This window comes from Mesorhizobium sp. M0052, assembly GCF_040323255.1.
In the GTDB taxonomy this organism is placed as follows: Bacteria; Pseudomonadota; Alphaproteobacteria; order Rhizobiales; family Rhizobiaceae; genus Mesorhizobium.
In genome coordinates this window covers 1-25,193 of record NZ_JAMYUS010000015.1, presented here as the reverse complement: position 1 = coordinate 25,193, position 25,193 = coordinate 1, and the positions used below count along the sequence as shown (strand labels likewise).

Annotated in this window: 21 protein-coding genes; 9 read left to right on the top strand and 12 right to left on the bottom strand. The window is 63.1% G+C overall.

The annotated features are described in order from the left end of the window. Positions 1-11: 11 nt before the first annotated feature. The gene (locus tag NKJ77_RS20320; protein WP_023831599.1) at positions 12-1,247 is read right to left on the bottom strand and encodes an OpgC family protein; all 1,236 of its coding nucleotides are present in this window, start codon (positions 1,245-1,247) and stop codon (positions 12-14) included. 217 nt (positions 1,248-1,464) lie between these two features. On the opposite strand from NKJ77_RS20320, the gene NKJ77_RS20315 reads away from it, so the two are divergent. Next, complete coding sequence (locus NKJ77_RS20315; protein WP_245260287.1) at positions 1,465-2,136, top strand: alpha/beta hydrolase; 672 nt, start codon at positions 1,465-1,467, stop codon at positions 2,134-2,136. 58 nt (positions 2,137-2,194) lie between these two features. Here NKJ77_RS20315 and sthA read toward each other — a convergent pair whose 3' ends face one another. After that, positions 2,195-3,583 (bottom strand): Si-specific NAD(P)(+) transhydrogenase, encoded by a 1,389-nt coding sequence (sthA, locus tag NKJ77_RS20310; protein WP_023682415.1) that lies wholly within the window; start codon positions 3,581-3,583, stop codon positions 2,195-2,197. Between the two features lie 190 nt (positions 3,584-3,773). On the opposite strand from sthA, the gene NKJ77_RS20305 reads away from it, so the two are divergent. The 3 genes from NKJ77_RS20305 to NKJ77_RS20295 all read left to right on the top strand — a co-directional run bounded on the left by NKJ77_RS20305 (position 3,774) and on the right by NKJ77_RS20295 (position 6,166). Next, the gene (locus NKJ77_RS20305) at positions 3,774-4,244 is read left to right on the top strand and encodes an RDD family protein (protein ID WP_023673020.1); all 471 of its coding nucleotides are present in this window, start codon (positions 3,774-3,776) and stop codon (positions 4,242-4,244) included. A 139-nt stretch (positions 4,245-4,383) separates the two neighbouring features. Next, positions 4,384-5,148, top strand: coding sequence for an arginyltransferase (locus tag NKJ77_RS20300; RefSeq protein ID WP_023682417.1), 765 nt, complete (start codon positions 4,384-4,386; stop codon positions 5,146-5,148). 121 nt (positions 5,149-5,269) lie between these two features. Beyond that, positions 5,270-6,166, top strand: coding sequence for a DMT family transporter (locus tag NKJ77_RS20295; protein ID WP_023829426.1), 897 nt, complete (start codon positions 5,270-5,272; stop codon positions 6,164-6,166). On the opposite strand, the gene NKJ77_RS20290 is transcribed toward NKJ77_RS20295, so the two are convergent. Continuing rightward, a complete protein-coding gene (locus tag NKJ77_RS20290; RefSeq protein ID WP_023727506.1) occupies positions 6,154-7,368 on the bottom strand; it encodes an AI-2E family transporter in 1,215 nt (404 codons plus the stop codon). The genes NKJ77_RS20295 and NKJ77_RS20290 overlap by 13 nt on opposite strands. A gap of 281 nt (positions 7,369-7,649) precedes the next feature. After that, positions 7,650-9,902 carry a DNA topoisomerase IV subunit A gene (gene parC / locus NKJ77_RS20285; protein ID WP_352535641.1) on the bottom strand — a complete coding sequence of 751 codons (2,253 nt, stop codon included), beginning with the start codon at positions 9,900-9,902 and terminating at the stop codon, positions 7,650-7,652. A gap of 404 nt (positions 9,903-10,306) precedes the next feature. Here parC and NKJ77_RS20280 point away from each other — a divergent pair, with 404 nt between their 5' ends. Next, positions 10,307-11,497 (top strand): aq_1923 C-terminal domain, encoded by a 1,191-nt coding sequence (locus NKJ77_RS20280; RefSeq protein WP_023697470.1) that lies wholly within the window; start codon positions 10,307-10,309, stop codon positions 11,495-11,497. Between the two features lie 230 nt (positions 11,498-11,727). Here NKJ77_RS20280 and aspS read toward each other — a convergent pair whose 3' ends face one another. Beyond that, on the bottom strand, positions 11,728-13,521 hold the full coding sequence (gene aspS / locus NKJ77_RS20275; RefSeq protein ID WP_081732404.1) for an aspartate--tRNA ligase: 1,794 nt from the start codon (positions 13,519-13,521) through the stop codon (positions 11,728-11,730). A gap of 634 nt (positions 13,522-14,155) precedes the next feature. Next, the gene (locus NKJ77_RS20270) at positions 14,156-14,914 is read right to left on the bottom strand and encodes a DeoR/GlpR family DNA-binding transcription regulator (RefSeq protein ID WP_023831595.1); all 759 of its coding nucleotides are present in this window, start codon (positions 14,912-14,914) and stop codon (positions 14,156-14,158) included. 107 nt (positions 14,915-15,021) lie between these two features. Between NKJ77_RS20270 and NKJ77_RS20265 the strand changes: the two genes are divergently transcribed. The 3 genes from NKJ77_RS20265 to rnd all read left to right on the top strand — a co-directional run bounded on the left by NKJ77_RS20265 (position 15,022) and on the right by rnd (position 18,901). Further along, positions 15,022-16,224: an MFS transporter gene (locus tag NKJ77_RS20265; protein WP_023831594.1), complete on the top strand. Its 1,203-nt coding sequence runs from the start codon at positions 15,022-15,024 to the stop codon at positions 16,222-16,224. Between the two features lie 205 nt (positions 16,225-16,429). Next, complete coding sequence (locus tag NKJ77_RS20260) at positions 16,430-17,674, top strand: MFS transporter (protein ID WP_023673030.1); 1,245 nt, start codon at positions 16,430-16,432, stop codon at positions 17,672-17,674. 75 nt (positions 17,675-17,749) lie between these two features. Next, on the top strand, positions 17,750-18,901 hold the full coding sequence (rnd, locus tag NKJ77_RS20255; protein ID WP_023682426.1) for a ribonuclease D: 1,152 nt from the start codon (positions 17,750-17,752) through the stop codon (positions 18,899-18,901). Positions 18,902-18,964: 63 nt separating this feature from the next. Here rnd and NKJ77_RS20250 read toward each other — a convergent pair whose 3' ends face one another. The 5 genes from NKJ77_RS20250 to NKJ77_RS20230 form a co-directional block, all read right to left on the bottom strand. Beyond that, positions 18,965-19,384, bottom strand: a complete 420-nt coding sequence (locus NKJ77_RS20250) for an MAPEG family protein (protein WP_023673032.1) — start codon at positions 19,382-19,384, stop codon at positions 18,965-18,967. A gap of 22 nt (positions 19,385-19,406) precedes the next feature. After that, positions 19,407-19,976, bottom strand: coding sequence for a hypothetical protein (locus NKJ77_RS20245; protein WP_050587175.1), 570 nt, complete (start codon positions 19,974-19,976; stop codon positions 19,407-19,409). Between the two features lie 19 nt (positions 19,977-19,995). Beyond that, positions 19,996-21,498 carry an IMP dehydrogenase gene (gene guaB, locus NKJ77_RS20240; protein WP_023742866.1) on the bottom strand — a complete coding sequence of 501 codons (1,503 nt, stop codon included), beginning with the start codon at positions 21,496-21,498 and terminating at the stop codon, positions 19,996-19,998. A gap of 142 nt (positions 21,499-21,640) precedes the next feature. Next, positions 21,641-22,096: a PIN domain-containing protein gene (locus NKJ77_RS20235; RefSeq protein ID WP_023673035.1), complete on the bottom strand. Its 456-nt coding sequence runs from the start codon at positions 22,094-22,096 to the stop codon at positions 21,641-21,643. After that, positions 22,093-22,338 (bottom strand): type II toxin-antitoxin system Phd/YefM family antitoxin, encoded by a 246-nt coding sequence (locus NKJ77_RS20230; RefSeq protein WP_023673036.1) that lies wholly within the window; start codon positions 22,336-22,338, stop codon positions 22,093-22,095. Before NKJ77_RS20230 ends, NKJ77_RS20235 begins: the two co-directional genes overlap by 4 nt. A 243-nt stretch (positions 22,339-22,581) precedes the next feature. Between NKJ77_RS20230 and NKJ77_RS20225 the strand changes: the two genes are divergently transcribed. Beyond that, positions 22,582-24,003 (top strand): MFS transporter, encoded by a 1,422-nt coding sequence (locus NKJ77_RS20225; protein ID WP_023805084.1) that lies wholly within the window; start codon positions 22,582-22,584, stop codon positions 24,001-24,003. A gap of 217 nt (positions 24,004-24,220) precedes the next feature. Here NKJ77_RS20225 and NKJ77_RS20220 read toward each other — a convergent pair whose 3' ends face one another. After that, complete coding sequence (locus tag NKJ77_RS20220) at positions 24,221-24,931, bottom strand: RlmE family RNA methyltransferase (protein ID WP_023694903.1); 711 nt, start codon at positions 24,929-24,931, stop codon at positions 24,221-24,223. Between the last annotated feature and the right edge of the window lie 262 nt (positions 24,932-25,193).

Below are 25,193 nucleotides of genomic sequence, written 5' to 3'. Positions count from 1 at the left end.
CTGATGTGGGATCACCGGCTTAGCCTTGGCATCGCGGGCATGCCGAAGGTCTGGTGAACGGCTGGCGCTTCTTTGCGAACCGGCTTTTTGCCCAACCCGATGCCGGACAGCCACTCAAGATAGAAGGCGAGCGCGAATTGCATGGCGATGCCGGCCGAAATCAGCAAGGCGTCATAGGCAAAGCCGCCCGGATTGATCAGCTTCATCACCTGCGCCGCCATGGCGATCAGCGTGCCGGCGAGGAACACCGGCAAGGAGCGCTTGCCGAGCAGCGCTAGCGGGTGATCCGGGCTGAGACAGAACAGGTTCGAGAAAGCCGGCAGGGCGACGATCAGATAGCTCACCGCCAGTATGTGCAGGAGCCGCGGCAGCGACAGGAACGTCTTGTCGAAGCCGCCGATCACCACGGGCAGGTTAAACCATGTTATCTCGCCCCAGAGCGGGCTGTGCACCCAGACCGCCGCTGCCGCGACATAGGTCGCCGCGGCGCCCACCAGCCAGCGGTTCACCGGGAACGTGCCGCCGCGCCTGACATGCAGCATGCCGGCAAGGCCGATGTTGAACAGGAATTGCCAGGACAGCGGGTTGAGGAACCAGAAGCCGGGCTCGGGATAGTTCGGCGGCGCGATCTGCCAGAGGCCGGCGGCAAGCCACAGCGCGCCGGAAAAGACCAGCGCCGGGAGCGGCCGGTAGCTGACGAAGAGCAGGAAAAGCGGCGCCATCAACAGCAGCGCCGCATAGACCGGCAAAATGTTGTTGTAGCCAAGCTGGTGGCCGAGCGTGACAATGCCGATCATGACCTCCGGCGTGTTCTTCATCAGCGGCTCGATGTTGATCAGCTTGAGCAGTTCCGGCCGCCGGCCGTACACCGCCGCGGCGCAGAACAACGCCATCACAACCATGGTGGTGACGATGTGGGCACTGTAAAGCACGCCGGCCCGGCGCCACATCTTCAACATCGCCAGCAGCCGGCCGCCCGGCTGGAACTTGTTGCCATAGGCGAGTGCGACCGACATGCCGGAAATCAGCACGAAGGCTTCCGCCGCGTCCGAGAATCCGAAATTCTTGTAGGTCAGCGTTTCGAAGACGGTGCCCGGCACGTGGTCGATATAGATGGTCAGGAGTGCGAGCGCACGGAACACGTCAATGCGCGTGTCGCGATCGGGGATACGCGGAGCGCGATCGGCGATACGCGGAGCGCGATCGGCGATACGCGGGGCGCGATCGGGCGGGACTGGCAGGGTCATCGACAAAAGGCCTCAAAGGAGAGCAAGGATGCTCGCGTTGTTCATGCCGGGATGCGACCATCGGCGCACACCGCTTCGATTCCTCCCGCAGGGAGCATATCGGCGCAGAAACGGTCTGAAATGAGCCTGTTGCAATCACATTTGGCGGAGCGTGAAAATATTCCGTTTTGAAGCTGGCAAAGGACCAATGTCTCCGTGAAAACAACGAGATATGAGCGTGCATCGATATAGCGACGAGAACGCCTTTCTGCACCAGGATCTGGCCTTTCCCTACCGCCTCCTCAAGCCGGAGAATGCCGGCGGCGAGAGCCTGTTTTTACTGCACGGATCGGGTGTCGACGAAACGACGATGGTCCCGATTGCGAGGCAGATCGCCCCTAACGCCACGCTGGTCGCGGTGCGTGGCCGCATCCGCCAAGAAGACGGCTTCCGCTGGTTCGAGCGGATCACGCCGACCAGTTTCGAACAGGCGAGCATCCGTGCCGAAACATCGTACTTTGCCGCCTTCGCAAGCGAGGCCGCAAAGCGCCACGGGCTCGACCTCGCCCGGGCGACTTTCCTCGGCTATTCCAACGGCGCCAATCTGGTTTCCAGCCTGATGCTGCTCAACTCCGGCCTCGTCCGAAAAGCGGCGTTGCTGAGAGCAATGCCCGTGCTTGACGATGCGCCGGCAACCAATCTGACCGGAACGCGCGTCCTGATTGTCGCCGGTGCCGCCGATGAGACCTACGGGCCGTTTGCGCCGCCACTGGTGACGCTGCTCAACAAACATGGCGCCGAGGTCGATGCGCGCATCGTGCCTTCAGGTCACGAAATCGGCGACCCGGATGCCGCCATCGTCCGGCAGTGGCTTGCGGGACCAGCATTGGTCGCACGCCAGGCAGGCTAGGAGACCTCCGGTAGACCGCATCGGCGCCCGGCGGAACAGCTGAGCAGATGCTCGTCGCCTAGCCCTGTCCCATCCGGTTCCAAGCATCGAGCCCGGCGATCTTGTAGGCTTCGGCCAGCGTCGGATAGTTGAAGGTGTTGTTGACGAAGAAATCAACCGTGCCGCCGAGGTTGATCACCGCCTGGCCGATATGGATAAGTTCGGTGGCGCCTTCGCCGACGATGTGGGCGCCGAGCAGGCGGCGCGTTTCGACCGAGAACAGCAGTTTCAGAAAGCCGGAGTTGACGCCCATTATGTGGCCGCGCGAGGTTTCGCGGAACCGCGCCAGACCGACTTCATAAGCAGCGCCGCTCTCGCGCACCTGCTCCTCCGACTGACCAACGGTGGAGATTTCCGGCACGGCGTAGATGCCATAGGGGAAGGTTTCCGGCGGCGGTGGCAGTTGCACGCCGAAGGCGTGGCAGGCGGCCACCCTGCCCTGCTCCATCGATGTCGAGGCAAGGCTGGGGAAACCGATGACGTCGCCGGTGGCATAGATGTTGGGCGCACTGGTCTGGAAGGTCTGCGGATCGACCTTGATGCGGCCCCGGGAATCGGCCTCGATGCCGACCACGTCGAGGCCGAGGCTGCCGAGATTGCCGCTGCGGCCGGCGGCGTAAAGCACGATCTCGGAGCGGATGGTGCGGCCATCGGCGAGCGTCACTTCGGCATAGTCGGGTTTTGAGACGATTTCCTTGACCGTACTGCCGAGGCGAATGGTCATGCCGCGGTCGCGCATCTGGTGGATGAAGTCGTCGACGATCTCGCGGTCGACGAAATCGAGGATGGTGTTGCGCGGCTCCACCAGCGTCACCGGTACGTCGAGCGCCGAAAAGATCGTCGCATATTCAACGCCGATGACGCCGGCGCCGATCACCGTCAGCGTGCGCGGCAGATGGTCGAGTTCCAGCATCTCATCGCTGTCGAAGACGCGGATCTTGTCGAAAGGCACGTCGCGCGGCCGGTGCGGCCTGGTGCCGACCGCGATCAGCGCATTGGTGAAACCAACCTCCGAGTAGTCGCCATTGTCTGCCGTCAGGCTGACCTTGTTTGGGCCGACGAATTTCGCCATGGCGCGGACGCTTTTGACGGCGTTGCGCATAAACTGGTGCTGCAGCACCTCGACCTCGTGGTCGAGCGTCTTGTGCAGCCGCTCGACCAGGTCGGCGATGGAGATGTCCTGCTTGACCCGGTAGCCGCGGCCGTAAAAGCCCCGCTCGCGCCAGCCGGACAGGTTCAGCACCGTCTCGCGCAGCGTCTTCGACGGGATGGTGCCGGTGTGCACCGAGACGCCGCCGAGGCGCCGGCCCCTGTCGACCACCAGCACCGATTTGCCGAGCTTTGCCGATTGCACCGCGGCGCGGCGCCCGGAAGGGCCGCTGCCGATGACCAGCATGTCGTAATCCATGTAACCCCGTCCCCTCGGCGTCTTGTTGCGCCGCAGCAAGCTAACGCCATCCGTCCACCAAATTCAATCGGCTCAACCGCGCCACACTGCCGACCCGGACCGATGGACGAACCGATCTTGATTCCGCCCGCGGTCTTCACCATTTCAGTGGCGGCGCACCCTAGCGTGGCGCCTGTTACGAGGACATGACATGAACGCGCGCGTACTTGACGGCGAAATCATCACCAGCAGGCTCGACGACGTCAGGGCCTATGACGGTGTGCGCACGCGGCGCATCCTGGCCTTCATAATCGACTATTGCATCGTGGCGCTGCTCACCATTCCGTTCGCGATCCTGGTGGCCGTGCTTGGCCTTTTGACATTCGGTCTTGGCTGGGCGCTGTATTCCATCCTCGTGCCGGCGGTCGCCATTCTCTACATCTGGAACACGCTGGGCGGTCGCAACCAGGCCACATCAGGCATGAAGATGATGGGCATTCGGCTCGATCGTCTCGACGGCAGCCGTATCGACGGCCTCACCGCCGTTGTCCATTCGGTGCTGTTCTGGGCGAGCACGGTCATCCTGACGCCGCTCGTCCTCCTGGTGACGCTGTTTTCCGATCGCAAGCGCACACTGCACGACCTGCTGCTTGGCACGGTCGTCAGCCGCAGCGACCGTTGAACCGGCGTCCAACCGACGCCAACAGGCATTTGTGCGCAAATGTGAAGGGGTCCGTTCAACCCCGCCTTCACAATCCTGTTGAATTTTTCGCCAGCCAAGCCAAAGGTAGAGCGATTCGCAGGAGTGTTCCCAAGGTTCGATGACGCACCATCCGACCCAGTCGCCGCAGTTCTTCCTGACCGCGCCATCGCCGTGCCCGTATCTCGAGGGCCAGTTCGAACGCAAGGTGTTCACGCATCTGGTCGGCGACAAGGCGCCGGAGATGAACGATCTGTTGACGCAAGGCGGTTTCCGGCGCTCGCAGAACATCGCTTACCGTCCCGCCTGCGAGACCTGCCGCGCCTGCGTCTCGGTGCGCATCCTGGCGCAGGAGTTCACCGCCAGCCGCAACATGAAGCGGGTGATCCAGCGCAATTCCGATCTGATCGGCGCCATGCACGACGCGCAGCCGTCGACCGAGCAGTATTCGCTGTTTCGCGGCTATCTCGACGCTCGCCATCGCCGCGGCGGCATGTCCGACATGACGGTGCTCGACTACGCCATGATGGTCGAGGATACCCATGTCGACACCAAGGTGATCGAATACCGGCGCCGCGGCCCCGACACATTCATCACCGGCAAGGGCCAGGGCGAGCTGATCGCCGTGGCGCTGACCGACAAGATGGCCGATGGCCTGTCGATGGTCTATTCCTACTTCAATCCCGAGTTCGAGGACCGTTCGCTCGGCACCTTCATGATCCTCGACCATATCGCCCGCGCCCGGGCCATGGGCTTGCCCCATGTCTATCTCGGCTACTGGGTCAACGGCTCGCGCAAGATGAACTATAAAATGCGCTTCATGCCGCAGGAGCATCTCGGCCCGAAGGGCTGGGAACGCTACGACCACGAAGCGGTCACGCGCTGATTTTTCTTCTTACCAAATCCTGATCTAAACATTTTCAGCCGAGACGATGCTGGTCTTTCCGCCCGTTGGCGGGGCGATTGCGCCGACCGGCATCTGCTCAAATCATCGCGAAAGCCGTTGCATGTCCTCTCACAATGCCCACACCAAAGGACTTCTGCTCACCGCGCTTGGCGGGCTGGCGCTGACCATCGACATTCCCCTGATCCGGCTCGCCCATGGCGAAGCCTGGACGATCCTTTTGCTGCGCACCGGCTGCACCTTCGTGGCGGGGCTGATCGTATGGGCCATCTGGCGCTCGTTCAGCAAGAATGCTCCGCAGCTGATACCCGGCTGGTCGGGGCTCGTCGTCGCCACACTCTACGGGCTCGGCGCAATCGCCTTCATCACCGCCGTCTACAACACCTCGACCGCCAATCTGGTTTTCATCCTGGCCTTCTCCACCATGTTCTCGGCGCTGCTGTCGTGGCTGTTCCTGAAGGAGCGACCGCAGCCGCTGACGCTTGCGGCAATGGCGCTGATGATCGTCGGCATCGCGATCATCGTCGGCGATTCCGTCGGCACGGGAAATCTGTTCGGCGATGTGATGGCGCTGTGTTCGGCCTTGGCGATTGCCTGCGCCATCACCGTTTCACGCGCCAGCGGCAGGGATATGGGATTCACCGCGCTGACCGGCGTCCTGCTGCCGTTCGGGCTGGCGGCGCTCATGGTCTCCAAGACCGGTTTTCAGGTGGAGGCGCCATGGTGGATCGTTTTCAACGGCGCCGTCATCATGCCGTTCGCCTTCTTCTGCCTAGCCAACGGGCCGAAATACATTTCAGGCCCGGAAGTGGCGATGTTCTATCTCCTGGAAACGGTTCTGGCGCCGGTCTGGATATGGATGATCTTTGCCGAGACGCCGTCGCGCAACAGCTTGATCGGCGGCGTGATCCTGATCGTCACGCTGGTTGCCCATTCCCTGTGGCAGTTGCATGAAGGGCGCAAGCGCCGGGCAGCGCTCGCCGTCGCTTACCCAGCCTGACTTTTCTTCGCCGGGCCGGCGACAATCTCGATCTGCGGCGGCCCGCCTTCGAGCTCGGCCGCCGCGTCGGGAACGGTGTCTTCGGCCAGTTCCACCTCGCGCAGCCATTCGCGCCATATCGCCACCAGCAGCGCCATCAGCACGGGGCCGATGAACAGGCCGAGAAAGCCCATCGTCTTGACGCCGCCGATCAGGCCGAAAAAGGTGGGCAGGAAGGGCAATTTGATCGGTCCCCCGACCAGCTTCGGGCGCAAGGTCTTGTCGACGATGAACAGTTCCACCGCGCCCCAGATGAACAGCGCCAGACCAGCCATCGGCGAGCCGCTGGCGGCGAGGTAGATCGATACCAGCGTAAACGACAGCGGCGCGCCACCGGGGATCAGCGCCATCACGCCGGTGAGCGCGCCGAGCGTCACCGGCGAGGGCACCCCGGCCAGCCAGTAGGCGATGCCGAGCACCAGCCCCTCGCCGATGGCGATCACGGTCATGCCGGTAACGGTCGAGGAAATGGTCGCCGGCACGACGCGCGAAATCCGCTCCCAGCGCGTCGGCAGGATGCGTTCGCCGAGCCGGTCGATCTGGCTGGCAAAGTGTTCGCCGTCGCGGTAGGCGAAGAACAGCGCGATCATCATGAACAGCAGCGTCAGCAACAGGCCGAAGGCGCTGCCGCCGGCAGCCAGCACGCCGCGATAGATGCTGCCGATATTGGCGCCGCTGACCAGCTGGATCAGCTCGCCGATGCCGCCGGGATGGCCGAAATTGTCGATCCACTGTTCGTTCAGCCACTCGCCGACGACAGGCAGCGAGGTGATCCAGTGCGGTGTGACCGCGCCGTGCCTGTTGGTCTCGATCGCCCAGCCGACCCATTCGCGGACCTCGTTGATGGCGTAGGTGCCGGCGAGCGCTATCGGCACCACCAGGAAGGCGAGGATGAACAGGATGGCGAGCGTCGCGGCGACCGTGCGGTTGCCTCCGACACCGGCAAGCAGCCGGCGGTAGAGCGGCCAGCTGGCAAAAGCAATGACGAGGGCTGCCAGCACGGGAAACAGGAACCCGTGGAAGAAATAGACGCCGGCGGCAACGATCAGCACCAACAGCCAGCGCGCCGCCGACAGCGGCGGGATGACGGCGGCCCGCAGCGGTGTCGACAGGCCGAACAGGCGCTGCTGACGTTCCGGCTTCTGGATCTTCGCTTCCTTCAAACGGTCAATTCTCCCCAGCCTACACAGCGTTTATGCACTGTTATAGTGCCGCAATCGTGACGATAGTCCAAATGGTTGGTGAAGCTGCCAATCTCCCCCCTTGTGGGGGAGATGTCCGGCAGGACAGAGGGGGGCGCGAAGGATCGCCAGCCTGGCACCCGACATTGAAGACCCAAGAGTTGCGACCGAGTGGCGAGCCATTACCATTTGATGCGCTGGCGGGACAGCGCCCCCCTCTGGCCTGCCGGCCATCTCCCCCACTTGGGGGGAGATCAGCAGCTTCAACCAAATTTCCCCGTCCGCGGGAATCCCTTCGGCACCATCCGTCCGGCCGACGCTCTCGCGCCGATCCACTCGGCCAGCTCTTCGCGCGACCTGACGAAGGTGCGGTCAGCGGAATCCTGCCAGGACAGGCCGCTCTCCAGCGTGAAAGGTTTCAGGTCGAGCAGACCGCCATCCTTGTATTTCTGCAGGCGAACGCCCTTGCCGCGGCCCATCTCCGGAATTTCGGAGAGCGCAAACACCAGCATCTTGCGGTTCTCGCCGACAATGGCGAGATGATCGCCTGACACCGGGACGCAGGCCTTGGCCTCGTCGGGCGCCTTGACGTTCATCACCTGCTTGCCCTTTCGGGTGTTGGCGACGACTTCCTCCTCAGGCACGACGAAACCATTGGCATCGTAGGAGACGAGCAGCAGCTTGCGCTTCGGGTCGTGGACGAAGGCGGTGACGATGTCCTGGTCGTTGTCCATGTCGACGATGATGCGGATCGGTTCGCCATGGCCGCGGCCGCCCGGCAGCCGGTCGGCGCCGATGGTGTAGAATTTTCCGCCGGTGGTGAAGACCAGGATCTTGTCGGTGGTCTGGGCATGGAAGGCGAGCTTGAGGCTGTCGCCTTCCTTGAAGGTGAGCGTGGAATGGTCGGCCAGATGGCCTTTCATCGCCCGCAGCCAGCCCTTTTCCGAGACCACCACGGTGACCGGCTCGCGCTCGATCATGGCGTGCGCAATGTCGGTCAGATCATGCTCCGGCGCGTCGGCGAACTGGGTGCGGCGCTTGCCGAGTTCGGTCTCGGGGCCGAACTTGTCGCGAACCTGCGTGACTTCCCATTTGATCGTCGACCATTGCTTGGCGTCGGATGCGAGCAATGCCTCGATCTGCTTCTTCTCGGTGGTGAGACCGTCGAACTCCTTGCGGATCTCGAACTCTTCCAGCTTGCGCAGGGCCCGCAGCCGCATGTTGAGGATGGCTTCGGCCTGGGTGTCGGTGAGCGACCAACGGGCCATCATCACCTGCTTGGGCTCATCCTCCTCGCGGATGATCCTGATGACCTCGTCGATGTTGAGATAGGCGATCAGGTAGCCGGCAAGGATTTCCAGCCGCTTCTCGATCTCGCCAAGCCGATGCTTCGAGCGGCGGATCAGCACATCGCGCCGATGGTCGAGCCACTCCTTCAGCACGCCCTTCAGCGACAGGACGTTGGGCACCTTGCCGCGCGACAAAACGTTCATGTTGAGGGGAAACCGGCTTTCGAGCTCGGTCAGCTTGAACAGCGATTCCATCAGAATGCCGGGATCGACCGAACGGCTTTTCGGTACGAGCACAATGCGGACGTCCTCGGCGCTTTCATCCCTGACATCCTCAAGCAGCGGCAATTTGCGCGCGATCAAAAGCTCGGCGATCTTCTCGATCAGCCTGGCCTTCTGGATGCCGTAGGGGATTTCAGTGACGACGATGCTCCAGGTGCCCCTGCCCTGATCCTCCTGGCCCCATTTGGCGCGCACGCGAAAACCGCCGCGGCCGGTCTCATAGGCCTCCAGGATGGATGCGCGGCTGTCGACGATGATGCCGCCGGTCGGGAAATCCGGCCCCTGGACGAACTCCATCAGCTTTGTCACCGGCGCGTCCGGCTGCTCGATCAACTGCAGCGCCGCGTTGCAAAGCTCGGCGGCATTGTGCGGCGGGATGGAGGTAGCCATGCCGACCGCAATGCCGGAGGAACCGTTGGCGAGCAGATTCGGGAAGGCGCCGGGAAGCACTACGGGCTCCTCGTCCTCCTCGTTGTAGGTTGGCCGGAAATCGACGGCGTCCTCGGTGATGCCGGCAAGCAAATCGCTCGCCACCTCGGTCATGCGCGCCTCGGTATAGCGCATGGCGGCGGCGTTATCGCCGTCGATATTGCCGAAATTGCCCTGCCCGTCGACGAGGGGATAGCGCATGGAGAAATCCTGCGCCAGACGCACCAGCGCGTCGTAGATCGACTGGTCGCCATGCGGATGGAACTTGCCCATCACGTCGCCGACGATGCGGGCGCATTTGGCAAAGCCCTGGTCGGGGTTGAGCCTGAGCAGCCGCATCGCATGCATGATGCGGCGATGCACAGGCTTCAGCCCGTCGCGCACGTCAGGCAGCGCCCGGTGCATGATGGTCGAGAGCGCATAGGCAAGATAGCGCTCTTCCAGCGCCTTCTTCAGATCGACCGGTTCGATGTGGTCACCGCCGCCATTTTCAGGCGGCAAAATCCTTTTTCCCATGCGGCTGGACTAGCCGAGCGGGTGATTCGCGGCAAGGCGGGGCTGCGGAAATCCGCACTTTGCAGCCTTTGGGCTTACGAGGGCGGCTCAAGGTCCGACAATGGATGTGACGGACTTCATGTTCCCCCTTGCCGTCCCTGTGCAACAGCAGCGGTAGCAGTGCTGTTGCCAACCAACATCAATCTGTTACACGCCCTCTCTAAGGCAGGAGACGGTATGCAGGGGAGCCCGACCTTCATGACATATTCACCGCATCGGGCGAAGGCTCCCGCTCCGATTTGCCTTTCGCCGTGATTTTCGACAACTCTGCGGGAAAGCGCCTTTTTCCCGTCCAGTTCGTCACGGAATGGTGATGGCGTAGAATTGAGAAAACACTTTTTCAGGACTCTCTCAGGGAACTCGCGATGACAATCCAACGTTCGACACTCAAGAAACTTGCTTTTTCGACCTTTTTGCTGACGCTGCCGCTGAATGCCGCCTTTGCGCAAGACACGGCGGTTGCCGACCGACTGAAGGCCGCACTTGCCGTCCAGGGCGTCGATATCACCTGGACCGGCGTTACCGGCGACAATTCCAGCATGGTGCTGCAGGGCGTGTCGGTCAAACCGGCGGCCGAAAAGGAGGCGCTGCCGATCGGCGACGTCAAGCTCGAAGGCGTGACCGAAGCCAATGGCGGCTTCGATGTCGCGACCATCACGACTTCGGCCTTCGAGCACAGCAAGGACGGCGTCACGCTCAACCTCACCCCCTTCGTCATCCACGACGCCAACATCCCGGCTGAGGGCGCTACAGGCCCGCTCGGCTCGATGATGATCTACAAGTCGGCCGAACTCGAAAACCTGACGGTCAAGGTTGCCGATAAGACCGCCTTCTCGGTGGATGGGCTTGCTGTCCAGATCACGCCGCCGGCCGACGGCAAGGCGATGGAGTTTTCCGCCACCACGGAAAAGTTCAACGCCGACCTGACCCTGGTCGACGATGCGAAATCCAAGGAAGCCATCGAGGCCCTCGGCTACCAGAACATCTCGGGCAATATCGAAATCGGCGGCACCTGGCAGCCGAGCGACGGCAAGATGGACCTGTCGAAATACGACATCTCGGTCGAGAATGCCGGCACGCTCGGCATGACCTTCGGCCTCGGCGGCTACACGGTCGACTTCGTCAAGTCGCTGCAGGAGATGCAGAAGAAGATGGCGGCGCAGCCCGAAGGGGCTGACAATTCGGCGCAAGGCATGGCCCTGCTCGGCCTGTTGCAGCAGCTCTCCTTCAACAGCGCATCGATCCGCTTCGATGACGATTCGCTCACCGGCAAAGTGCTTGAGTATGTCGGCAAGCAGCAGGGCATGTCGGGCAAGGACATCGCCAACCAGGCCAAGGCGATCGTGCCGTTCGGCATGGCGCAGCTCAACAATCCCGAACTGACCGCCGAAGTGACGGCCGCGGTGAGCAAGTACCTCGACGATCCGAAGAGCCTCGAGATTTCGGCCGAGCCGCCGGCAGCGGTGCCGTTCGCGCTGATCATGGCCGGCGCCATGTCCAACCCGGCCGACCTGACCAAGACGCTGGGCGTCCACGTCAAGGCCAACGAAGACTGATCGAAGTTCGCTCCCTTCTCCCCGTCACTATACGGGGAGAAGGTGCTGGCAGGCAGATGAGGGGCGGCGCCAACGCCTGCAAATTGTAGTTCGATGCTGAACCGATTGTCAGAAGGCGCCAACTGCTAAGGCCGTTCGCCAATCGCCTGCATGCGTGCTGCCCCTCATTGTCCTGCCGGACATTTCTCCCCGTATAGAGACGGGGAGAAAGGGCAGCTGCAACGCTGCCGTCAGTCCTTCTTCACTGCCGCGACACGCAGCGACAGATCACGCAACTGCTGCGGCGAGGCTTCCGAAGGCGCGTTCATCAACAAATCGTAGGCCTGCTGGTTCATCGGGAACATGGTGATCTCGCGCAGGTTCTTGGCCCCGACCAGCAGCATGACCACGCGGTCGACACCGGCCGCCATGCCGCCATGCGGCGGCGCGCCATACTGGAAGGCGCGATAGAGGCCGCCGAAGCGCTCCTCGACCGTGGCGCGGTCCAGCCCGACCGTCTCAAACGCCTTGACCATGGTCTCGGGCAAATGGTTGCGGATACCGCCAGAGGCGATCTCGAAGCCGTTGCAGACCATGTCGTACTGGAAGGCCTTGATGCCGAGCAGGTCGTCGCCGTTGAGCGCGTCGATACCGCCTTGCGGCATCGAGAACGGGTTGTGGGCGAAGTCGATCTTCTTCTCCTCCTCGCTCCATTCGAAGAACGGGAAGTCGACGATCCAGCACAATTCGAAGCGCTCGCGGTCGACAAGGTTCAGTTCTTCGCCGGCACGCGTACGCGCGGCACCGGCGAAGGTAACGAACTTCTTCGGATCGCCGGCGACGAAGAAGGCGGCGTCGCCATCGGCAAGGCCGAGCTGCTGGCGGATCGCCTCGGTGCGCTCCTCGCCGATGTTCTTGGCCAGGGGACCGGCGCCTTCAAGCTTGTCGCCTTCCTTGCGCCAGAAGATGTAACCCAGTCCCGGCTGGCCCTCGCCCTGCGCCCACGAGTTCATGCGGTCGCAGAAGGCGCGGCTGCCGCCGGTCTTGGCCGGAATGCCCCACACTTCGGCCTTCGGATCGTTGGCCAGGATGTTGGCGAAGACCTTGAAGCCGGAATCGCGAAAATGGTCGGAGACGGCCTGCATCTCGATCGGGTTGCGCAGGTCCGGCTTGTCGGAGCCATATTTGCGCATCGCGACATCGTAAGGAATGCGCTGGAATGTCTGCGTCACCGGCTTGCCGTTGGCGAAGGTCTCGAAGACGCCGCGCATCACCGGTTCCATGGTCGACAGCACGTCGTCCTGCTCGACGAAGCTCATTTCGAGGTCGAGCTGGTAGAATTCGCCGGGCAGACGGTCGGCGCGCGGGTCCTCGTCGCGGAAGCAGGGCGCGATCTGGAAATAGCGGTCGAAGCCCGAAACCATGATCAGTTGCTTGTACTGCTGCGGCGCCTGCGGCAGCGCGTAAAAGGTGCCGGGATGGATGCGCGACGGCACCAGGAAGTCGCGCGCGCCTTCCGGCGACGAGGCCGTCAGGATCGGCGTCGAGAATTCGGTGAAGCCGACATCGGTCATACGCTTGCGCATCTCGGCGATGATTTTCGTGCGCGCCACGATGTTCCTGTGCAGCGTCTCGCGGCGCAGGTCGAGAAAACGGTACTTCAGGCGGATGTCTTCGGGATAGTCGGGCTCGCCGAACACCGGCAGCGGCAATTCCTTGGCTGCCGACAGCACCTCGATCTCGCGGGCAAAGATCTCGATCTCGCCGGTCGGCAGGTTGGCGTTGGTGGTGTCCGGCAGGCGCGCCTTGACCTCGCCGTCGACGCGGATCACCCATTCGCCACGCAGCGTCTCGGCGACCTTGAAGGCGGGCGAATCCGGATCGACGACGATCTGGGTCAGGCCGTAATGGTCGCGCAGGTCGATGAACAGCAGGCCGCCATGGTCGCGCACGCGATGCACCCAGCCCGACAGGCGAACCGAAGAGCCGACATCGCTCTTTCTCAACTGGGCACAGGTGTGGCTGCGGTAACGATGCATTGTCATGTCAAAATTCCGGGGTGTTCTGGTTGCGGGCCGAAGCATCAAAGCCCGGTCCAAAGTTTGCGCGAAAAGCGCATGGGAGGCCCGATTTGTCAAGGCAAGCCGGGTTTGGGTCGTCTCTCTAACCGCTCGTCAGTGTTGAAGTCTTTGCCAGGCTTGGCGCATTGCCGCCAGAAGTGTTTCTCGCGACAGTGCAGTCATCGAATGATCTGGAGATACTTCATGCCAAAACCCACAGTCCCGCCGAGTGTCGGGCCACATAATGGCCGCGAATTGGAGCTGATGCTTCAGGGCGACAAATCAATGGCCTTGTTCGCGGCGGAACCGGGTATGGACGCCGACATATTGGCGATGCAGGCTTTGCACCGTTTGTCGACAAAGGCCGCATCCTGAAGTTCACCCAGATTGTTCCTAAAACCTCAGTGGAAGAGCGCTGATACTGCCTGCCGACAGAAGAATGACGCTGCAAACTGAGCTTGTTGATCTCCAGAACGTGCCGCAGCGGAGAGGCCTTTGACATCTTCACATCGAATGATCTGGCGAGGCTTGAAGGAGCCCTTCTCGGTCATTCAAAGGAAGATGTCGAAGTGTTCGTCGCCCATGCTGCGTCCCGGACTGCCCGCGCGCCGAGCTCCGTTTAAGCCAAATGGATTTCGGCGCCCTGGCGTTCGAAATCCGCGAGGATTGCGGCCGGCGCGGTCTTTTCGACCACGAGGTGGCGGATCGCCTCTGGCCTGGCGACCCGGTAGGGTGCGGCTGTGGCCAGCTTGTCGTTGGTTACAGCGATGACGATGCCTGCGCTGTTCTTGGCCATGGCCCGCTTTACCTCGGCCTCAGCCGAATCGAAGGCCGTGACGCCGCGCGACCCATCGAGACCGCAGGATCCGAGAACAAACAAGTCCGCGCCAAGTTGCCCGACAGCTGCAAGCGTGTCGGCGCCGACGCAGGCGCCGAGATGGCGGTCGAACCGCCCGCCCAGCACAATCAGTTCGACCAAAGCGTGGTCTGACAGGACGGAGGCAATTTCGAGCGAATTGGTGGCGACGGTCAGATCTATGTCGCGCGGGATGGCCCTGGCGATCGCGGCATTGGTCGAGCCGCTGTCGATGAACAGGGTCTGTCCGCGCGAAAGCAGTGCCACGGTTGCGCGGGCCAGCCGCGTCTTTTCTTCGACGGCATGACTGGCGCGCAGGCCGACAGTCGTCGATGCGAAGGGTGCGGGCGCGACCGCACCGCCATAGACGCGGCGGCATTGCCCGGCCTTGGCGAGTTCCCTGAGGTCGCGGCGAACCGTGTCCTCCGAAACGCCGAAGCGGCTTGCCAGCTCGCCGGCCAGTACCCGGCCCTCGACGGCGAGGCGATCGCGAATGATTTGATGCCGCTCATCGGTCAGCATTGCATGATCCTGTTTTCTTTTTGCACGTTCTTGCACGATTTGCATGTTTGTGCAAGATAAGAGAATATCAACCACAATCGCCGGCTCTCTTCCCCGAAAGCATCGTCATGACCTTTGGCCTCCGCCTCGCTCCGCAACACCGGGTCTACGCCGGCTTTGCGATCTATTCGTTCGCCATGGGCCAAATCTTCCCGCGGCTGCCCGACATCAAGCATGCCATGGGCATAGGAGACGGCACGCTCGGGCTCAGCCTGATCGGGACGCCGATCGGCACCTTGACCGCGCTGACGCTGGCGGCGCCGATCCTGGAGCGCGTCGGCTTCCGCCGCGCGCTGCTCGGGCTGGTGCCGCTCTTGTCGGTTGTCTTTGCCATTGCCGTGCATGCGCCTGGGCCGCTTGCGCTGTTCCTGATGCTGTTTCCGGTCGGCCTGATGATCGGCAGCGTCGAGATCATTCTCAATGTCGAGGCCGACAGAACCGAATTCCTGCTCAAGCGCCGGATCATGAACCGGGCGCATTCGTTCTGGAGCATCGGCTTTTTCGGCGCCGGCCTGTTCGGCGCCGCGCTTGCGCATCTCGGCATTTCGCCGCAACTGCACCTGGCGATTGTCGTACCGATGGTGGCGACAGGAATCGCGCTGTTTCTCGGCGGTTACGAACCGGCGCCGAGCCGCTTCGCTGGCAATGACGAGACGGCGCCAAGGCTGGCGCGGCCGACGCTGCCGATCCTCGTCCTCGTCGCGGTGACACTGTCGGCGATGCTGATGGAAGGCGCCAGCATCGACTGGTCGGCAATCTACATGCGCACCGTGTTCGATGCGGGCCCTTTCGTCGCCGGCTTCACCGTGGCGCTGTTTGCATTCTCGCAAGCGAGCACGCGCTTCTTTGCCGACTCCTTTGTCGACCGCCACTCGCCGAGCGTCGTGGCGCGGGTGCTGCTGGCGACGATGGCGGTGGGCGTGCTGCTCGTCTTCTTCTCGCCTGCCCCGCTCGTATCGATGCTGGGCTTTGCGCTACTTGGCATCGGCAGCAGCGCGATCTTTCCGCTGGCGATCTCGGCGGCGGCCCAACGCACGGACCGCTCCGCGGCAATCAATGTCGCGGCGCTGTCGCAGATCTCCTTCGTCGCCTTCCTGCTCGGCCCGCCATTGCTCGGCTTCGTCTCCGACCATTGGGGCATCCGCTCGGCCTTCGGTATCGGCATCCCGTTCATCATGCTCAGCCTGCTGACCGCCGGCTCGCTTGGCCGAAGGGCGTCCCGCCCGGCCGCACAAGCGGATGAAGCTTTGACGAGGGCTCACGAAGCCTGAACGGCCCTACCTGAAAGCCACACACCTGTTGGCGGCGGGATAAGCCACTGGCATTGGCCACACCGATGGTTCAGAACTGTGGAGCCACTTGGACGAGTATGACGTTTCGTCGATCGTCACACTCATCCAACTCTTTCTCGAAGCATGATCTTTTCCGAAAACCGGTTCCCACTTTTCGGGATCATGCTCTAAGCAACGGTTCCGTATGTCCTCCATCCGCCCGCTGATCCCGCTCCTCATCGCCGCCGGCATCCTGCTTGGCGGCAATGGGCTGCAGGGCACGCTGATCGCGCTGCGCGGCGCGCAGGAAGGGTTTTCGGCCTCCGACATCGGCCTGATGGGTACGTTCTATTTCGCCGGCTTCCTGTTGGGGTGCTTGGCCGTCACCCGTATCCTCAAGGCAGTCGGCCATGTCCGGACGTTTTCAGCGCTCGCCGCCATCGCCGCTGCCAGTACGCTGCTCCTGGTGCTGGTGATCGATCCGGTGATGTGGTGCGCGGTGCGCTTTGCCGGCGGTTTCTGCTTTGCCGGCCTGTTCACCGTCATGGAAGCCTGGCTGAACTCCGGCGTCGAAAACAAGGATCGTGCGCGGGTGCTCGCCGTCTACCGCATGGTCGATATCGGCTCGGTAACCGGCGCGCAGTTCCTGATCCCGATCTTCGGCCCCGGCGGCTTTGCCATCTTCGCCATCATGTCGATGATGATCACGCTGTCGCTGGTTCCGGTGTCGCTCGGCGACCGCTCCAACCCGACGCCGCCGGAAGACGTCAAGCTCGATCTCGCCCGTGTCTGGCGGATTTCGCCGCTCGGCTGCTTCGGCTGCATCTGCGTCGGCGTCACCAACAGCGCGTTCCGCACGCTGTCGCCAGTCTATGCCGAGCAGATCGGCATGTCGGTGGCCGATGTCGTCACCTTCGTCAGCGTCGGCATCTTCGGCGGCGCCCTCATCCAGTATCCGCTGGGCTACCTCTCCGACCGCTGGGATCGGCGCGCGGTGCTTTTGGCCACGACATGCGGCGCCATGTTCGCCGCGCTGGCGCTGGTCTTCGTCGCCGGCGCCGATCCGACCCTCAATTTGATCATCGTCTTCATCTTCGGCAGCTTCGCCATGCCGCTCTATTCGCTATCGGCGGCGCATTCCAACGACCGCGCCGACAAGGGCGAGTTCGTGCTGATCAACGCCGCCTTGATGCTGTTCTATTCCTTCGGCGCCATTGGTGGCCCCTTCGCGGCGTCCGCAGTGATGCAACATTTCGGACCGGGCGCCCTGTTTGTCTTCAGCGCAGTCGTCTACGCCACCCTCATCGCCGTCATTCTCTACCGCATGCAGGTGCGCGGCAGCGTGCCGGCGGGCAAGCGCAGCCGCTTCACGGCGCTGCTGCGCACATCAACCGTCTTCGCGCGGCTGGCGCGCAGAAATGGCGATTCCGACGGATCGGCTGATACTTGACCGAAGGGCGGCTTGACGAAAGCGCCCATGGCTGAAATTGAAAGAGAACCTTACCCGTTACTAAAAAGCGATTTGATGCACGTCATCACCACCCAAAATGAGCTCGAGTCCGTTCTCGCCGCTTTTGAAAAGTCGGATTTCGTCACCGTCGACACCGAATTCATCCGCGAAACGACATTCTGGCCGATTCTGTGCCTGATCCAGATGGCGGCGCCCGGCGTCACCGCGCTGATCGACCCGCTGGCGCCCGACATCAACCTCGCCCCGTTCTTCCGGCTGATGGCCAATGAGGCGGTGGTCAAGGTTTTCCATGCCGCGCGCCAGGACATTGAAATCATCGTCCATCTCGGCGATCTGGTGCCCCATCCGGTGTTCGACACCCAGGTCGCGGCCATGGTCTGCGGCTTCGGCGACAGCGTCTCCTACGATCAGCTGGTGCAGCGCATCACCGGCGCACGGCTCGACAAATCCTCGCGTTTCACCGACTGGCGCCACCGGCCGCTGTCGGACAAGCAACTCGACTATGCCTTGGCCGACGTCACCCATCTGATCGACGTCTACAAGCATCTCAGCGCCGAACTGGAGCGGGAAAACCGCGCCCATTGGCTAAACGAGGAAATGGAGGTGCTGACTTCGCGCGAGACCTACGATCCGCACCCCGAAGACGCTTGGAAGCGGCTGAAGATGCGGCTGCGCAAGCCGCAGGAGCTGGCGATCGTGCAGACGGTGGCGGCATGGCGCGAACGCGAGGCGCGCGAGCGTGACGTGCCGCGCGGCCGGGTGCTCAAGGACGACGCCATATACGAGGTCGCCCAGCAGGCGCCGCGCGATGCGGCAGCGTTGGGCAAGCTGCGCACGACGCCGAAAGGCTGGGAGCGTTCGTCGACGGCTACCGCATTGCTTGGCGCGGTCAACACGGCGCTCGCTTTGCCCCGCGAAGAGATGCCGAAGCTGCCCAAGAGCTTTCAGCCGCCCGAGGGCTCCAATGCCGCCTCCGAGCTGCTGAAGGTTCTGTTGCGGATCGTCGCCGAGAAGGAAGGCGTCGCCTCGAAAGTGCTGGCGTCCAGCGACGACATCGACCGCATCGCCGCCGAGGGCGAGGATGCCGACGTGCCGGCCCTGCAGGGCTGGCGACGCGCCGTGTTCGGCGAAGCCGCACTGAAGCTGGTGCGCGGCGAAATCGGCATCAAGTTCGACAAGCGCAAGATCGCGGTGTTCGATTTGTAGACCCCCACCCCGCTCCGCTGCGCGGAGCGACCCTCCCCACAAGGGGGAGGGTAAACAACTGCCCTACACCGCTCCGAGCAGGTGTAGCGCGAACCAGATCCATGCCAGCAAGAGAATGATCGCGCCGACGTAGAAGGCGCGGCTGCGAAACCGCAGATTGTTGCTGGTGAGGTGGACCCAGGCGTGGCCATAGCGGGAAATCACGAAAATCCACATCAAGGCCAGGGTCAGATAATTGACGCCATTGGTCGCGTGCAGCGCCAGGCACAGCACATAGAACAGCACCGGCAGTTCAAACTGGTTGATGAGATTGTTGGCAACCGTGACGCTCGACCCGGGCTCGGTCGTGCGCACCTTGTATTGACCGACCTTGGCCTCGCCCGATTTGACCGCGCCGTAGCGGCGCCGGCCCATCACGACATAGACGATATAGACGAGCAACACCTGCGCCAGCATCGGCCAGAAAATCGCGGTCTGGCTCATGGCGTTGCCCCTGCTCTGTCGTTCATGCCTGTGGACGCCGCTGGGCGGCAAGGATCAAAAACGCGATGACGATGACGGGGATCGCCAGCAGCGCGAATTTGGTGACGATCAGCGACGAGGCCAAAGACAGAGAATCCGGGTTGGCCGACAGCGCATCGGACAAGAGCCGCGCCACCGCAATGTTCTGGGCGTAGTCGGCGCATGTGTAGGGCAGCACGATGACCAGCGCGAACAGCGCCTGAAGCTGCACCGGCATGGCACGAAAATTCTTCAGCCGCCGCCCCGTTGCCAGGATCAGGCTGACCATGGTCAGCGACAGCAGCGCCGGGAAGAGAAGGTCGAAAGTCAAATAGTGCCAGACCAGGATGATCTCGCTGCCGCGTCGGCCGAGTGCCGTCAGCCAGGCCATGCCCTCATCGGGCGTGAACCCGCCAAGGCGCACGTCGAGCGACGGCAGGCCACCGCTCAGCCGGCGGAAATAGAAGAATTCCAGCAGCGTCATGATGATGAAAACCGCCGCGGCGGCAAAGCACAGCGCGCCGGCATGGCGCGCCAGCCGCAGCACGATCGTCGCCTGGTGGCGCCAGAGCATGTACCGCTCTGGCTGCCGGTCAGGCTCCGCCAGGATAGTTCGGGCTTTCGCGGGTAATCGTGACGTCATGGGCGTGGCTTTCACGAAGTCCGGCGTTGGATATGCGCACAAAGGTGGCGCGTTCGCGAAAATCGGCAAGGTCGCGGCCACCGACATAACCCATAGCGGCTTTTAGCCCGCCCGCAAGCTGGTGCAGCACGCCAGACACAGGTCCCTTGTAGGGCACCTGCCCTTCAATGCCTTCCGGGACCAGTTTCAGCGTGTCGCGAACCTCGGCCTGGAAGTAGCGATCGGCCGAGCCGCGCGCCATGGCGCCGACAGAGCCCATGCCGCGATAGGCCTTGAAGGAGCGGCCCTGATGCAGATAGACCTCGCCCGGGCTTTCGTCGGTGCCGGCCAGCAGCGAACCGATCATGGCCGCACTGGCGCCCGCGGCAAGCGCCTTGGCCAGGTCACCCGAATATTTGATGCCGCCGTCGGCGATGACCGACACGCCTGATCTATGCGCCGTCTCGACCGCCGACATGATCGCCGAAAGCTGCGGCACGCCGACGCCGGCGACGATGCGCGTGGTGCAGATCGAGCCCGGGCCGATGCCGACCTTGACGGCATCGGCGCCGGCGTCGATCAGCGCCTGCGTGCCTTCGGCGGTGGCGACGTTGCCGGCCAGGATGCGGACGGAATTGGAAAGCTTCTTGGCCCGCGTCACCGCATCGAGCACGCGCTGCGAATGGCCATGCGCGGTGTCGATGACCAGGAGGTCGACACCGGCATCGATCAACCGCTCGGCGCGCTCGAAGCCGTCATCGCCGACGCTGGTGGCGGCCGCCGCCCGCAGGCGCCCCTGCGCATCCTTGGTGGCGTGCGGGTTGAGCTGCGACTTCTCGATGTCCTTGACGGTGATCAGGCCGACGCAATTGCCGGACTTGTCCACGACGACGAGCTTTTCGATGCGGTGCTGGTGCAGCAGCCGCTTGGCCTCGTCCTGGTCGACATTCTCCTTGACCGTGATCAGGTTCTCACGGGTCATCAATTCGTAGACTTTCTGCCCCGGATCGGAGGCGAAGCGCACGTCGCGGTTGGTCAGGATGCCGACCAGGCGGCCGATCTTCTGGCCGCCGCTGCCGCCATTCTCGACCACCGGAATGCCCGAGATGGAATAGGTGCGCATCAGCGCCAGCGCGTCCGCGAGCGTGGCGTCGGGGCCGATGGTGACCGGATTGATGACCATGCCCGATTCGAACTTCTTGACCTGACGCACCTGCTCGGCCTGTTCGGCCGGCGAGAAATTGCGGTGGATGACGCCGATGCCGCCGGCCTGCGCCATGGCGATGGCGAGCCGCGCCTCGGTGACGGTGTCCATGGCGGCCGACAGGATCGGCACGTTGAGGTCGATGTCGGTGGCGATGCGGGTGCGGATGTCGGTCTCACCGGGCATGACCTCGGAATGACCGGGCTGCAACAGCACGTCGTCAAAGGTCAGCGCCAGCGCGCCGGTGGACGTTTCGATGATTTTTGCCATGGCCAGTCCTCGGATACGAAAAGCGCTGGGAGAATACAAAAAAGCGCTGGACCGAAATGGACAGCGCCGACTCGTTTCTTCCCTTTCAGGATTGGCGCTGGCTGGTAACACGTCGCGGCGCCGATGAAAAGCCGGTCGTGGCCTATTCGGCGGACTTGCCCAACAGGGCATCGAGCAAGACATGGCGCGGTGACGCGAAAGGATTGACGACCGTTACGCCGCCCCAGGTGAAGCCGTCCTGCAGATCTTCCGACAGCAGCAGCCGGCAACCGGTTTGCGAGGCAACAGACAGGATGGTCGCATCCCAGATGCCGAAATGGTGATCGGTCGCAAGATCAGCCGCGACCGTCATCACCTCCGGCGTCGTGCCGACAACCGGAAACGCGTCGCGCCAGCTCAACAGGGCGTCGCGCGCTTGTGCACGTGATCGTCCGGCCTTGCGTGTGAGAACGGTGAACAATTCGCCGAGCACTTGGACTGGAATGACGGCTGCCTCTTGCGCAATGTCGTGCAGCAGGCCGAAAACGATGTCGCGCTTCTCGGCTCCGTTGATCCCCTCGGCATAAACAAGGATGTTGGTATCGAGCGCGACCTTCACCGCTCGTCCTCGTAAAGCTCGTCGCGGCTCCAGCGCCCGGCTTCTACAACAGGCTGGCGTTCGAGGCGCGACAGCAGCGCTGTGCGCGAACGAGACGCCGCAGGGTCGGGCTGCCCTGCAGGCACGATCCGCGCCACGGGGCGCCCATGGCTGGTCACGACATAGCTCTGTCCTTCGCGGACACCGCGCAGGAGGAGCGAGAATTTGCGGTTGGCGTCGGCTGCGGAAACGGCTTCTTCCATGACATTGTCCAGATAGTAGTTATATTCACTACAGCATAGTGAACCCGGTCAATTTTCGCAAGTTCATTCAATGTGGCGAAACGCAGCGATGCCTCTTGTCCGCCCACGGTCGCACAAAAATGACAGCAAATTAATGCGACATCGCGCCTGAGGCGTGATAACCGCCCGTTTGTATCGGCTTGCCCGCCTTTTCATTGCCTGGATTGGCCGGCAGGCACATTTAGACCAGTTCGGACGCGTTCGTTGAACCGCATCATTCCGCTCATTCTGGCGGTCGCCTTGTTCATGGAAAACATGGATTCGACCGTCATTGCGACATCGCTGCCGGCGATCGCCGTCGACATCCACACCAGCCCGATCGCGCTCAAGCTGGCGCTGACCGCCTATCTGGTGTCGCTGGCCATCTTCATTCCGATCAGCGGCTGGATGGCCGACCGGTTCGGCGCCAAGACCATTTTTCGCGCCGCGATCGGCGTGTTCATCGTCGGCTCGGTCTGCTGCGCCGTCTCCAACTCGCTGCCGGCCTTTGTCGTCTCGCGCTTCCTGCAAGGCATAGGCGGCGCCATGATGACGCCGGTCGGCCGGCTGGTCCTGGTGCGCGCGACGCCGAAGAGCGAGCTGGTTGCCGCCATGTCGTGGCTGACGGTGCCGGCGCTGGTCGGACCGCTCGTCGGACCACCGATCGGCGGCTTCATCACCACTTATTTCACCTGGCACTGGATCTTTCTGATCAACGTGCCGATCGGCCTGATCGGCATCTGGCTGGCGACGCGCTTCCTGCCGCAAACCGACTCGATGGAGACGCCGCCGCTCGATTTCGTCGGTTTCGTGCTGAGCGGGCTGGCGGCCTCCGGCGTCGTCTTTGGCCTGTCGGTGGTCAGCCTGCCCTATCTGCCGCCGGCGACCGGCCTCATCACCGTGGCGGTCGGGCTGATTTCCGGCGTGCTCTATCTGCTGCATGCGCGGCGCGCCAAGAATCCCCTACTGGCGCTGGAACTGTTCCGCAACCAGGTGTTCCGCTCCTCGGTGCTCGGCGGCTCGCTGTTTCGCATCGGCATCGGCGCGGTGCCGTTCCTGTTGCCCCTGATGTTCCAGATCGGCTTCGGGCTGACGCCGTTCCAGTCGGGCATGATCACCTTCGTCTCGGCCATCGGCGCCATTGGCATGAAGTTCGTCACCGCGCTGATCTTCCGGCTCGCCGGCTTCCGCCGGGTGCTGATCTGGGGCTCGCTGATCGCCGCCGCATCGATCGCCATCTACGGCCTGTTCACGCCGGAGACGCCTTACGCGCTGATGCTGGCGATATTGCTGGTCGGCGGGTTTATCCGCTCGATGTTCTTCACCGGCGTCAACGCGCTCTCCTATGCCGAGGTGACGGCTGAAGACACCAGCAAGGCAACGCCGATCACGGCGGTGTTCCAGCAGTTGTCGATCGCGCTCGCCGTGGCGCTGGCCGGCGGCATCCTGGAAGTCTCGACCTCGATCCGTGGCGGACCGCTGGCGCTCGGCGATTTCCACATCGCCTTCTTCATCGTGGCGGCGGTGTCGGCGGCAGCGTCCGTGTCATTCATGCGGCTGGCGCCGGATGCCGGCAATGCCGTATCGGGACATGGCCGGCTGACGACGCCGAAGACGCTGGAGCCGGTGAGCACGGCTGGGAAGTAAGGGGCGGCGCGACGAAAATCGTCGACGTCGGCGATCCTTCACACCCCCCCTCTGGCCTGCCGGCCATCTCCCCCGCAAGGGGGGAGATCGGATATCACGCGGCTTTCGCCAATCTTGCAACTTTGAAGGAATGGCGAGGCGGTCGCAGCTGCCAATCTCCCCCCTTGCGGGCGAGATGTCCGGCAGGACAGAGGGACGGAGCGCTACGAAGCGTCTTTCACGCCGTGCCGTCTCTGCCCTTAAAATCCTTCGCCAGCAAATACAACTCCACCGACTCATCCCGCGACGCCGGCGGCTTCACGTGGTGCACCGAGCGGAAGTTCTTCTTGAGCATCGACAGCAGCTCGTTTTCGGCGCCGCCTTGAAACGTCTTGGCCAAAAAGTGCCCGCCCGGCTTCAGCACCGACAGCGCGAAATCGGCGGCCACCTCGCACAGATGCATGGTGCGGATGTGGTCGGTTCGCTTGTGGCCGGTGGTCGGCGCGGCCATGTCGGACAACACGATATCGGGGTCGCCGCCCAGCGCCTCGGCGAGCTTTTGCGGCGCTTCCGGGTCGAGGAAATCCATCAGCAGCACCGGCGCACCCGGCACCGCATCCATTTCGAGATAGTCGATGCCGATGACATGTGGATTATCAGCCGTCGATTTCGTCCTCGCGGCCGCCACCTGGCACCAGCCGCCGGGGGCCGCACCGAGATCGATGACCTTCATGCCGGGTTTCAGCAGATGATGCTTGTCATCGATCTCGATCAGCTTGTAGGCCGCGCGCGAGCGATAGCCGTCGGCCTTGGAGCGCTGGACATAGGGATCATTGATGTGGCGCTGCAGCCAGCGGCGCGACGATTCCTTCAGGCCGCTCTTCTTCTTGATCCGCGTCTTGAGGACACGAATGCTGGCGGAGCCCGGCTTTTCCGGCTTCTTGGTCATGACGTTATTTCTTGTTTGAGTTTTTGCGCTGGCCGAGTTGCCGCCGTTTTTCGGCGGCTTCGCGTTTCGCGAAGGGCTTCCCCCACTCCGTCGCCGCTTCGCGGCGCCACCTCTCCCCCCTCCGGAGGGAGAGGAAAGGCGCCGGTCTGCATAAGTTCGCGCCCTTCCTCTACCCCGTCGATCGGGGGAGAGGTGTCGGGCGCAGCGCGCCGGGGTGGGGGGGGGCCGGTGACCAAAGCGCTGGGGATCATGCTCGGGCCCG